Raw genomic sequence first — 11,778 nt, 5'->3', positions numbered from 1 at the left:
GCCGGGGCGGCCGCGCGAATCGGCCGCCGCCGGGAGCGCCTTCCCCGCGCGCCGCGTCAGCGATCGGCCGGGCGGGAGAGGATCACGAGGGAGCGCGCCTCGACCGGCACGGCGCCACGCGCCTTCACGTGCTCGTGCTTCTCCTCGGACGCGCCGGCGGTGTCCACGAGCACCTGCCACTCCTGCCCCCAGTCCACGTCGGGCAGGACGTAGGTGACGGGCTCGTGCCAGGCGTTGAGGAGGACGAGCAGGGAGTCGCCCATGATCCGCTCGCCCCGCTCGTCCGGCGTCGCGATCTGGTCGCCGCCGAGGAGGAAGGCGACCGACCTCGCGAACGGCTTCTGCCAGTCCTCCTCCGTCATCTCCGAGCCGTCGGGGCGGAACCAGGCGAGGTCCTTGAGCGACGAGTCCCACGGGTGGCCGCCGCGGAAGAACCGGCGCCGCTGCAGCACCGGCTGCTCCATCCGCAGCTTGACCATCCTGCGCACGAAGGCGAGGAAGGCGCGGCGGCGCTCGTCGAGGTTCCAGTCGAGCCAGGAGAGCTCGTCGTCGTGGCAGTACGCGTTGTTGTTGCCCCCCTGCGTCTTCCCCAGCTCGTCGCCGGCGGCGATCATGGGGACGCCCTGCGACACGAGCAGGGTCGCCATGAGGTTCCGCATCTGCCGGTCGCGCAGGGCGAGGATGGCGGGGTCGTCCGTCTCGCCCTCCGCCCCGCAGTTCCAGGAGTGGTTGTCGTCGGCGCCGTCCCGGTTCTCCTCGAGGTTCGCCTCGTTGTGCTTGTGGTCGAAGCTGACGAGGTCGCGCAGCGTGAAGCCGTCGTGGGCGGTGACGAAGTTCACGCTCGCGTAGATCTTCCGGCCGGCCCCCTCGTAGAGGTCGGCGGAGCCGGTCAGGCGGTAGCCCATCTCGCTCGCGAGCTCCTCGTCCCCCTTCCAGAAGCGGCGCACGACGTCGCGGTACTTGCCGTTCCACTCCGACCAGCGCACCGGGAACGCGCCCACCTTGTAGCCGTCCGGGCCGAGGTCCCACGGCTCGGAGATGAGCTTCACCCGCTCGAGCACCGGATCCTGGTGGACGGCGACGAGGAAGCGCGACGCCTCGTCGAAGAGCTCGGGATCGCGGGCGAGCGTGACGGCGAGGTCGAAGCGGAAGCCGTCGACGTGCATCTCCTCGACCCAGTAGCGGAGCGAGTCCATCACGAGCTTCAGCGTCTGCGGGTTCGTCGTGTCGAGCGAGTTCCCGCAGCCGGTCGCGTCCCAGTAGTGGCGGGGCGACTCGTCGACGAGCCGGTAGTAGCTGCGGTTGTCGAGCCCCTTCAGCGAGAGCGTCGGGCCGAGGTGGTTCCCCTCGCAGGTGTGGTTGTAGACGACGTCGAGGATCACCTCGATCCCCGCGGCGTGCAGCGCCTTCACCATCTCGCGGAACTCGGTCACCTGCTCGCCGCGGCTGCCGCGGGCGTACCGCTGCTCCGGCGCGAAGAAGCCGAGGGTGGAGTAGCCCCAGTAGTTCGTGAGGCCCTTCGCGTGCAGGAAGGGGTCGTCGAGGTACTCGTGGACCGGCAACAGCTCGACCGCGGTCACGCCGAGCCGCTGCAGGTGGGCGACGGCGGGCGGCGAGCCGAACCCGGCGTAGGTGCCTCGCAGCTCGGGCGGGACCTCGGGGTGACGCGCCGTGAAGCCCTTCACGTGCACCTCGTAGATGAGGCTCCGGTGCAGCGGGGTGCGCGGCGGACGATCGTCGCCCCAGTCGAAGCCCCCGCCCACGACGACGGAGCGCGGGACCGCCGCTGCGCTGTCGCGGTCGTCCATGGCGAGGTCCTGCTCGGGCGCGTCGGGCCGGTAGGCGAAGATCGGACCCGCCAGATCGACCTCGCCCGAGATCGCGCGGGCGTAGGGATCCACGAGCAGCTTCGCGCCGTCGTAGCGGAGGCCCACCTCGGGCTCGTACGGGCCGTGGGCGCGGTAGCCGTACAGCGCCCCCGCCTTCACGCCGGGCAGGTAGCCGTGCCAGACGTGCCCCGTCCGCTCGGTGAGCCGCACGCGGCGCAGCTCGCGCGCGGGATCGGCGGGATCGAAGAGGCAGAGGTCCACCGCGTCCGCCTCGCGCGCGTACACCGCGAAGTTCGTGCCCTCGTCGTCGCAGGTCGCGCCGAGGGGGTGGGGCCGACCCGGCCAGAGCATCTCGTCCGCCATGGGGGGGCCCGCTCCATGTCCGGGCCTCCCTCAAGCTGCTCCCGCACCGGACGGACGGCCATCGGGCAACTGCCCGACCGGCGGGGGCGCGCGCCGGCGCGGGACCGCGACCGGCGGATGGCGTAGTACTCGAACCCGAGTCGCGCATCTCGCCGGGGCGCTCGCGGAGGGCGGCCGCTACGATCCGGAGATGGAACGCATCGTCGAAGTGCAGGTCGTGCTCGACCGGATCTCAGGGCGCCGATGAAGGTCCTCCTCGTCGCGGACGCCCTCGGGGGCGTGTTCACCTACGCGGTCGAGCTCTCGCGCGCGCTCGCCGCCCGGGGCGTCGCCGTGGTGCTCGCCACCGAAGGGCGCCTGCTCACGCCCGACCAGCGACGGGCGCTCGCGGGCATCCCGGGCCTCGTGCACGAGGAGCGCGCCTTTCGGCTCGAGTGGATGGAGGACCCCTGGGAGGACGTCGGCGCCGCGGGCCGCTGGCTCCTCGAGCTCGAGGCGCGCGAGCGCCCCGACGTCGTCCACTCCAACGCGTTCGCGCACGGGGCGCTCCCGTTCCGCGCGCCGAAGCTCGTCATGGGGCACTCCTGCGTGCTGTCGTGGTTCGAGGCGGTCCGGCACGAGGTCGCGCCTCCGGAGTGGAACCACTACCGCGACGTCGTGGCTGCCGGGCTGCGCGGCGCCGACGCGGTCGCGGCGCCGAGCGCGGCGATGGCCGAGGCGCTCGTCCGCCACTACGGCCCGATCCCGCGCCCGACCGTCATCCCCGGCGGCCGCGACCCCGCGCGCTTCCGCCCGCGAGCGAAGGCGGAGCTGGTCCTCGGCGCCGGACGGCTGTGGGACGAGGCGAAGAACGCGGCGGCGCTGGTGCGCATCGCGCCGCGGCTCCGGCTCCCCTGGCGCGTCGCGATCGCCGGCGAGACCGAGGAGCCCGCGCGCGCGACCCGGGCGCCCCGCGTGCCGGAGGCCGGTGGCGGCGCGAAGCTCCTCGGCCACCTGCCGGAGGAGGAGCTCGCCCGATGGATGGGAGAGGCGGCCATCTTCGCGCACCCGGCGCGGTACGAGCCGTTCGGGCTCTCGGTCCTCGAGGCGGCGCTCGCGGGCTGCGCGCTCGTCCTCGGAGACATTCCCAGCCTTCGCGAGAGCTGGGCGGGCGCGGCCGCGTTCGTCACGCCGGGCGAGGACGACGCCCTCGCCGCGGCCATCGGCGCGCTCGCGGCCGACCCCGGACGGCGCGCGCTCCTCGCCGGTCGCGCGCGGGCGCGCGCGCGGCGGTTCAGCCCGAAGCGGATGGCGGACCGGACGCTCGAGCTGTACCGCTCGCTCACCGGCCGCGCCGCTGCCCTCGGAACCCCTCCATGAGGTTCGTCCTCTGCGCGAGACCGGTCGCTCGCCCGCTCGCCGGGCGCTCCGGCGCCCGGGCGCTGGTCGTCGTTTCTGCAGGCTCTGGCTCCCTGGAGCACGAGCGCACGAGCGAGCGCCGCCGTGACCGGCGAGGCCTCGCGCCCGCGGATGGCCGCTCCTGTCGCGGTTACCGATCTCGAACCGGGCGACTGCGTTCGTTCTTACAGTCTGCGTCCGCTCCGGCGGCGCGGCACCCCCCGGTTTTGCGCCAGAAACAGGGGACCTCCTCCCCGGCACGCCCATTGCTCGATGGCTCTGACGCGACATCACCACGAGGCCACCAGGAGGCAGGAACGATGAATCGAACGACCGGCGCGAGCAGCACCCTCGACCAGTACCTCCGCGAGATCAACAAGGTCGCGCTCCTCACCGTGGAAGAGGAGCGTCGCCTGGCCCGCGAGTACCGGGACGAGGGGAAGACGCGCGCCGCCCACCGGCTCGTGGAGGCGAACCTCCGCTTCGTCGTCAAGGTGGCCTTCGAGTACCGCTCCTACGGGCTGCGGATGGCCGACCTCATCCAGGAGGGCAACATCGGCCTCATGAAGGCGGTGCAGAAGTTCGATCCGGACAAGGAGATCCGGCTCATCTCGTACGCGGTCTGGTGGATCCGGGCGTACATCCAGAACCACATCCTGAAGTCCTGGTCGCTCGTGAAGATCGGGACCACGCAGGCGCAGCGGAAGCTCTTCTTCTCGCTCGCCCGCACCCGCCACGAGATCGAGCGCGTGACGCCGGGCGCCGGGCTCGAGTCCGAGGGCATCGACGTGAACCTCGTCGCGAAGAAGCTCCGCGTCCGGGCGAGCGACGTCATCGAGATGCAGCAGCGGATGGAGGGGCGCGATCTCTCGCTCGACGCCCCGGTCGCCGACGGGACGAGCACGCACCTCGAGTTCACCCCGGCCGACGCGGATCCTCAGGACGAGGAGCTCGCCCGCGTCGAGGAGGACGCGATCGTCAACCGGCGCGTGAGCGAGGCGATGGGCCGCCTCGACCCGCGCGAGCGCCACATCGTCGAGGCCCGCATCATGGGCGACGGCAAGGAGACGCTGCGGGATCTCGGCCAGCACTTCGGCTTCTCTCGCGAACGCGCGCGCCAGCTCGAGATCCGTGCGCTGGAGAAGCTCCGCCGCGAGCTGCAGCCGCTCGCCGACGAGATCGGCTACCCGGCGACGATGGGGGCCGAGGCGACGGAGTAGCGCGGCGATCGAGGCCTCGACGGCGCCGCCGCTCCCCACGGGCCGGCGGCGCCGCGCGTCTCGGTGAGGCTCACTTGCGGCTCACCGCGAACGGCGCGAACGCCTGCTGCACGGGCATGAGCTCGAGCGCGTTCACGTTCACGTGGGCGGGACGCGTCACGCACCAGACGATCGCGTCCGCCACGTCCTCGCCCGAGAGCGGGGTCACGCCCTCGTAGACCTTCTTCGCGCGCTCGGCGTCGCCGCCGAACCGCACGAGCGAGAACTCCGTCTCCGCCATCCCGGGCTCGATCGACGTCACCCGGATGGCCGTGCCGAGGAGGTCGGCGCGCAGGTTGAGCGAGAACTGCCGCACGAACGCCTTCGTCGCGCCGTAGACGTTGCCGCCCGGGTACGGGTAGCTCCCCGCGACGGACCCGAGGTTCACGACGTGCCCGCGGTTCCGCTCGACCATCCCGGGCAGCACCGCGCGCGTCACCGTCACGAGGCCGGTGCAGTTCGTCGCGATCATCGTCTCCCACTCGTCGAGCGACGCGCGCTGGGCGGGCTCGAGCCCGAGCGCCAGCCCCGCGTTGTTGACGAGCACGTCGATCGCCGCGAACCCCGGGGGGAGGCCGGAGATCGCCGCCTCGACCGCGCCCCGGTCGCGCACGTCGAGCACGAGCGGGTGGACCCGGCCGCCGCCCCTGGCGGCGAGCGCCTCGAGCCGGTCCTCGCGCCGCCCCGTCGCGACCACCCGCGCGCCCGCGCGGAGGAGCGCCTCCGCGCACGCCGCTCCGAACCCCGCCGTCGCGCCCGTGACCAGCGCGACCTTGCCGTCGAGATCGTATGCCATGGCGGCGGATGCTACAGCGTTGCGCGCTCGAGCTGAACCCGCCGTCGCAGCGGGGACCCGGGCCCGGCCGGGCTCCGCGCCGCCCGCGGGGGGCGACGCCGGGCCCGGGCCCGCCGCGGACCGTCAGGCGGCCCGCTGCGCCTCGGGCGCGAGCGGCAGGGCGATGGTGAAGGACGCGCCGCCGCCCGGGCGATCGCCGACCTGGATCTCGCCGCCGTGCTGGAGGACGATCTTCTTCACGATCGCGAGGCCGAGGCCGGTCCCGCCGACCCCCTTCGTCGTGAAGTACGGATCGAAGATCCGGTCCCAGAGGTCCCGGTCGATGCCGGGCCCCTCGTCCGCGACGGTGAGCACGGCGCGCTCGCGCGTGCGCGCGATGCCGAGGTGGATCCGGGCGCGCGCCGGGCGCGCCGCGTCGATCGCGTTCTGGCAGAGGTTCGTGAGCACCCGGCGCATGAGCTGGCGGTCGAGCGCGACCGGGCAGGGGCCGCTCGCCTTCACGACGGACAGCTCGGCGGCCGCCCCGAGCTGCTTGCTCGTGCGGAGGAACTCCTTCACGAACGCGCCGAGCTCCGACGGCTCGGACCGCACCTCCGGGAGCTTCGCGAACGCCGAGAACTCGTCCACGAGCCGCTGCAGCGTGCCGATCTCCTCGCGCACGATCTCGCCCGCCTCGCCGAGCAGCTTGCCGAAGTCGGGGTCCCGGACCCGGGTTGCCTTCCAGCGCGCCTCGAGCTGCTGGAACGCGAGCTTCATCGGCGTCAGCGGGTTCTTGATCTCGTGGGCGAGCCGGCGCGCGACGTCCTGCCAGCCCGAGATCTTCTCGAGGTAGACGATCCGGTCGCGGCTCTCCCGCACCTCGCGGACCATGGCGTTGAACGCGCGGGCGAGGCCGGCGACCTCGTCGTTCGCCCGCCCGGGATCGACCTGGACCGAGAGGTCGCCCGAGGCGAGCTGGCGGACCGCCCCGACGAGCCGCGTGACCCGCCGGGTGGTGCGGCGCGCGAGCAGGATGCCGATCGCGGCCGCCCCCGCCGCCCACGCGACGAGGAGGAGCGCGAAGGCGCGCACGTAGCTGCGCCGGATCTCCGAGCGGAGCGCGTCCACGCCCTGGACGAGCTCGCCCACCTCGCGCGCCTCGCCGAGCTCGGCGAAGTAGCGCGCCTCGATGGCGAACGTGCAGTCGAGGCGTCCGCCGCCGGGGAGCGCCACCCGCGCCGGCGCCTCCCGCCACTCGCCCTCGGGGTTCTCCGCCTGCGTCTCGGCCTCGGCGACGACCGCGCCGTCCGCGGCGTGGAGCGACACGCGCCGGAGCCGCGGCGTCTTCGCGAGCGCCGACTCGAGATACGCGTGCGTCCGCCCGCGGTCCCTGGGGAGCCCGCGCGCGAGCGCGCGCGCCTGCTCGGCGTAGAGCTGCTTGCGGGCCTGGAAGAGGTCGCCGTACAGCGCGGGCACCGCCTCGAGCCGCTCCACCACGCGGGGGTCGAGGCCGAGCGCGAGGTTCTCCTCGGCGAGCTTCCCGGCGAGGAGGAGCGCGCCGAGGAGCGGCAGCGTCGCCGAGACCACGAGGGCGACCGCGATCTTCGCCTCGAACCGGGAGACGCGGAGCGCGCCGGCCGCGCGGCGGACGAGGGAGGGCGCGCCGCTCACCGCCCCGCCCCCGACGCCGCGGCGCCCGGCGCGAACGAGCGCGAGCGGAAGAGGTGCACGTCGCTGCCGGGATCGGGCTCGCGCAGGAGGAAGCTCGCGACGGCGCCGAGCACGCTGCGCGTCCCGCCCGAGGTGCGGGTGCCGGCGGCGGGGTTCGCGATGTACTCGCGCGTGCGCTGGAGCTGCTCGCGCGAGACGGGGTTCACCTCGACGCGCGCCTCGAGGTGGTAGGGCGCCCCGGGCAGCGCCTGCACCGGACCCAGGTCGACGCCGCGCGCCTCGGAGAGGAACCGGCGCAGCGCCGCGAAGTCCGGCAGCACGTAGTGCACGCCCTGGGGCGCGCGCGGGTCCTTCACCGTCACCGCGTACGTCTCCTCCCAGACGTCGAAGAGGATCTCCACGACCCGCCCGTAGAGCGCGGCCGGCGCGCGGGACCCGTCGGGCACGACCGAGACGTAGATCGCGACGACGTTCGTGAGCCCGTTGCCGAAGTCGCGCTCGGTCGCGGCCGGGAACGCGGCGGAGAGATCGAGGCTCGCCTCGACGCGGCCGGCGCGCGGAGCGACCCGGGCGGCGAGCGGCTCGGGCGGGCCGGCGGCCACGGCGCCCAGCGCGGCCGCGGCGCCGAGGGCGGCGAGGAGGTGGCGCACGGCGCGGCCGGTCCTGCGGGGAGCGCGCGTCACAGCAGGTTGTCCACCGCGTAGCCGAGCGACGCGTTGAAGACGCCGACGGGCGTGTCGAGGCGGAGCGCGAGCTCGGCCGAGACGGGGGTGCGGGAGAAGCGGGTCCGCGCGCCGCCGAGCACCTGGGAGGAGTAGACGCCGCGCGCGCCGAGCGCGAGGTAGCCGCGCCGGAAGAAGGCCTGCCGCTGCCAGAGCGGCACGGCGTACTCGAGGCCGCCCATGGCGACGAACGCGTCGTAGCGCGAGTCGGTCGAGAAGTTGAGCTCGAGCGAGCGCGCCAGGGCGGGACCCACGGCGAAGTAGGCGAGGTCCGCCGGGTAGAAGCGCTCGAAGAACGGCGCGCCGCCCTGCGCGGCGCCCAGCGTCGCCTGGAGGCGGAGGGGGAGGTCGAGGAGCCCGAACGCCGTCTCGAGCTGGAGGAGGTAGCGGCTGTACTCGTAGTCGCCGCCGAGCACGCGCGAGCCGAACGTCACCTGGGCGAGGCCGCGGAGGCCCTCGCGCGGCAGGAAGAAGTCGTCGCGCGTGTCGATCTCGTAGGTCCCCGTCAGCGCCGAGAGGCGCGAGCGGCCGGGCCGGAGCGCCGGCAGGTTCTCGGGCGCGGCCGGCGTGCCCCCGGCGGAGAGCTCCCGGAGGGCCTCGTACCGGTAGCTCGCGAGGAGCCGCTCGAAGGCGCCGGGGCGGATGCCGATGGTGCCCTCGAACGAGGCGCGCTGGTAGCGGAGCCGCGGCGCCGCGCCGAAGTCGTCCGAGAAGGCGTCGCAGTCCGGGTCGCCGCAGGCGAGCTCCTCCCCGCGCACGAAGAGGACGGTCGCGCCGAGGACGAGGCCGCGCTCGCCCCGCGCCCCGCGGCGGGCGAGCGGCAGGTCGGGCGCGAAGAAGCTGCCTCGCACCGCGAAGCGGCCGGGATCCTGCGGCCGGCCCGCGGGCGAGCCGCCGTAGACGAACGCGCCCGAGAGGCCGAAGCCCCGGCCGAGGAAGTTCTGCTGCGAGAGGCCGAGGCCGCCGTAGATGGGCTGCGGCCCCGTCGACCCCAGGACGAGATCCGTGACGAGGAGCGTGTTCCGCTCGACCACCTCGACCACGAGCACCACGAGGCCGCGCTCGCTCCCGCGCTCGACCCGCGTCTCGACCTTGGAGAACCAGCCGAGCTGGAGGAGCCGCAGCCGCGACAGGAGCACGCGCTCCTCGTCGAGCAGGTCGCCCTCCGTGACGAGCAGGTGGCGGCGCACCTCCGGCTCGCGCGCGTGGTGCAGCCCGGAGACGACCACCCGCTCGATGGTGTAGCGCCGCGGGAGGGGCGAGAGGTCGGGCTCGGGCGCGTCGACCGCCGGGGCGGCGATCGGCGGGGGCTCCGGCGCGGCCGGGGCAGCGGCGGCCTGCCCGAGGGCGAGCGCCAGCAGGGCGGGGACGAGCGCGGTCATCGGCGGGCGATTGTAGGCGAAGAGCGGCCCGCTGACCTGGACGCTGCGCTCGGATCGTCTATTCAGCCCGCGGCGGGGGCCTCCCTCAGCGGGCGGCGGGGCCATTCGGCCCGCGGCGGAGGGCGAGGCAGGCCTCGAGGGTCTCCACGTCGAGTGGATCCGCCGCGAGCGCGGCCTCGTACGCTGCGAGGGCGGCGGCCGCGTTCCCGAGCTTGCGGGCGACCTCGGCGCGCGCGCGCTGGCGGCTCGCCTCGGCGCCGCGCGCGGGCGCCGCCCGGAGGAGCTCCGCCCGCCGCGACTCGAGCAGGGCGCGGGGGACGCCCGCGGCGAGGCAGCGCGAGACGCCGAGGGCGTTGCCGCGCTCGGCGTCGTGGGCGAGGCGGGCCGCGGGGGTCGCGAGCGCCGCCTGCGCCGCCTCGAGGCGTACGAGGAGCGCGGTCGCCCGGGCCGGGTGATCGGCCGCGAGCGGCCGGAGCCGGAGCGCCTCGAGCGACTCCCGCAGCCCCCGGGCGGCGCGCCGCACGTCGGCGAACTCCGCGTCGAGCGGCACGGCGAGGAACGCGTAGTGGCTCGCGGAGGCGCGGGCCTCGAGGGCGCGCAGGAGCGGCTCCCCCGTGGGACCCGCCGCCGGCGGCGGGGTCGCGCGGCGCTGGGTGTCGGCGAGCGTCGCGAGCGCGGCGCGGTCCGCGGGCGCGAGGTCCACGAACTGCACCGCGAAGCCGGGGTCCATCCGCCAGGCGGCGGCCTCGGCGGCGGACACGTGGCGCACCACCTCGGCGGACAGCCCGAGCGGCGCGCGCAGCGAGGGGTGCGCGAGGGTGAGCCGGAGCCGCGAGAGGAGCGGCGGGAGCGCCGCGTCGCCGCGGAGGAAGGCGCCGCTCCGGGTGAGCTCGCGGACGGCGAGGCGCACCGGGGGGGCGCCTCCGGCGCACACCTCCGCCTCGACGGCGGCCTCCCGGGCGGCGTCCGCACCGCGCGGGACCGGTGCCGCGCCCGCGGCGGGAGCCGGGGAGGGCGTGCGAGCCGGGAGCTCCGCGCGCGCCTCGCGGAGCGCGGCGGCGAACGTGGCCATGTCCGCGAAGCGAGCATCGGGGTCCTTCTCGAGGGCGCGGAGGATGGCCCGCTCGAGCGCCGGGGCGACCGGGGCGAGCTCGGATGGGCGGGGGGGGACCGCCTCGAGGTGCGCGAGGAGGAGCGCCGCGAGGCTCCTCCCCGCGAAGGGGAGACGCCCGGTGGCGAGCTCGAAGGCGATGACGCCCAGCGCATAGACGTCCGTCCGCGCGTCGATCGGACCGTCCTCGCACTGCTCGGGCGCCATGTACTCGGGGGTCCCGACGATCAACCCCGCCTCGGTGCGGCCGGCGACGCGGGCGCCGCGCAGCTTCGCGATGCCGAAGTCGACGAGCTTGACGAAGTTCCGGCGGCCGCGGCGGTTCACGAGGAAGACGTTCTCGGGCTTCAGGTCGCGGTGGACGACGCCCCGCTCGTGCGCGCACTGGAGCGCGTCGCAGAGCTGCAGGAGGACGTCGAGGGCGGTCGCGGGGTCGAGCGGACCTCCGCGGACCCGCTCGGCGAGCGTCTCGCCGTCGAGGAGCTCCATCACGTAGTAGAAGCGACCCGGCGGGAGCACCGAGAGGTCGTAGATGCCGACGATGTTCTCGTGCCCGATGAGGTTCACCGCCCGCGCCTCGTCGTAGAAGCGCGAGACGACCTGCGCGTCCGCCGACATCGCCTCGTGCAGGAACTTCACCGCGACGCGGCTGCCGATCACGGGATGCTCGGCGAGGTACACGGTGCCCATCCCGCCGCGGCCGAGGAGCCTCGAGATCCTAAAGCTGCCAACCTGCGTCCCCAGGAGCGGATCGACCGCCGCGACCTGCGCCGCGGGCGCCCGCGCCGGGCCGGATCCACCGCCGAAGGCGAGCGTCGGCAGGGGAGACGAGCAGGACGCATCCGCGGGGTGCGCGCCGCCGCACCTCGCGCACGGCTCGAGTCCCCTCGTGGTCGACGTTGCCCGACGGTGCATGAGGCCCCCACCGTTGCGAGATTCGAGCGTAGCAGAGGCGGACGGCCGGCCCAGCCCCGCGCAGGGGGGACACGCGACGCGAACGCCGCCGCCCGCGCGCTGCCGACCCGGGAAACCCCTTGCGGACCGCGGCCAACCCGGATTTCTCTCGAACACTGCCATGGCCGACTTCAGGAAGATGACCGTCGAGAGCTTGCGCGAGCTCGCCCGGAAGGTGCTGGGTCCGGGCCAGTCCAGGAAGACCAAGGGCGAGCTGGTCGCGGCGCTCGAGGCCGCGGAGAAGAAGACGGGCCGCGCGGTGAAGACCGCGCGCGGCAAGGCCCGCACCGCCGCGAGCCGCGCCGCGTCGGCGACGGGCAAGGCCGTCCGCGCCG

Annotated in this window: 8 protein-coding genes and 1 pseudogene; 3 read left to right on the top strand and 6 right to left on the bottom strand. The window is 74.8% G+C overall.

Annotated features, from left to right (window positions below):
• Window positions 1–56: 56 nt before the first annotated feature.
• Window positions 57–2,192 carry a glycogen debranching protein GlgX gene (gene glgX, locus MNZ29_RS11015; protein WP_242338004.1) on the bottom strand — a complete coding sequence of 712 codons (2,136 nt, stop codon included), beginning with the start codon at window positions 2,190–2,192 and terminating at the stop codon, window positions 57–59.
• Between the two features lie 243 nt (window positions 2,193–2,435).
• Between glgX and MNZ29_RS11010 the strand changes: the two genes are divergently transcribed.
• Window positions 2,436–3,551 (top strand): glycosyltransferase family 4 protein, encoded by a 1,116-nt coding sequence (locus MNZ29_RS11010; RefSeq protein ID WP_242355194.1) that lies wholly within the window; start codon window positions 2,436–2,438, stop codon window positions 3,549–3,551.
• Between the two features lie 338 nt (window positions 3,552–3,889).
• Window positions 3,890–4,789 (top strand): RNA polymerase factor sigma-32, encoded by a 900-nt coding sequence (locus tag MNZ29_RS11005; protein ID WP_242338008.1) that lies wholly within the window; start codon window positions 3,890–3,892, stop codon window positions 4,787–4,789.
• Between the two features lie 70 nt (window positions 4,790–4,859).
• On the opposite strand, the gene MNZ29_RS11000 is transcribed toward MNZ29_RS11005, so the two are convergent.
• The 5 genes from MNZ29_RS11000 to MNZ29_RS10980 all read right to left on the bottom strand — a co-directional run bounded on the left by MNZ29_RS11000 (window position 4,860) and on the right by MNZ29_RS10980 (window position 11,404).
• Entirely contained in the window at window positions 4,860–5,624 is a 765-nt protein-coding gene (locus MNZ29_RS11000; RefSeq protein ID WP_242338010.1) for an SDR family oxidoreductase, read from the bottom strand.
• A gap of 123 nt (window positions 5,625–5,747) precedes the next feature.
• Entirely contained in the window at window positions 5,748–7,274 is a 1,527-nt protein-coding gene (locus MNZ29_RS10995) for a PAS domain-containing sensor histidine kinase (RefSeq protein ID WP_242338012.1), read from the bottom strand.
• Entirely contained in the window at window positions 7,271–7,924 is a 654-nt protein-coding gene (locus MNZ29_RS10990) for a hypothetical protein (RefSeq protein WP_242338014.1), read from the bottom strand. The genes MNZ29_RS10995 and MNZ29_RS10990 overlap by 4 nt, the downstream gene beginning before the upstream one ends.
• A 29-nt stretch (window positions 7,925–7,953) precedes the next feature.
• Window positions 7,954–9,378 (bottom strand): BamA/TamA family outer membrane protein, encoded by a 1,425-nt coding sequence (locus tag MNZ29_RS10985; RefSeq protein ID WP_242355192.1) that lies wholly within the window; start codon window positions 9,376–9,378, stop codon window positions 7,954–7,956.
• A gap of 85 nt (window positions 9,379–9,463) precedes the next feature.
• Window positions 9,464–11,404: a serine/threonine-protein kinase gene (locus MNZ29_RS10980; RefSeq protein WP_277956894.1), complete on the bottom strand. Its 1,941-nt coding sequence runs from the start codon at window positions 11,402–11,404 to the stop codon at window positions 9,464–9,466.
• Between the two features lie 160 nt (window positions 11,405–11,564).
• On the opposite strand from MNZ29_RS10980, the pseudogene MNZ29_RS10975 reads away from it, so the two are divergent.
• Window positions 11,565–11,778, top strand: a pseudogene (locus MNZ29_RS10975) (DUF4912 domain-containing protein); the annotation flags it as partial.

Source organism: Anaeromyxobacter sp. SG64 (assembly GCF_022690745.1).
GTDB classification, from domain to species: domain Bacteria; phylum Myxococcota; class Myxococcia; order Myxococcales; family Anaeromyxobacteraceae; genus Anaeromyxobacter; species Anaeromyxobacter soli.
Note: the sequence above shows the minus strand (reverse complement) of the source record. Positions and strands in the feature narration are given on the sequence as shown.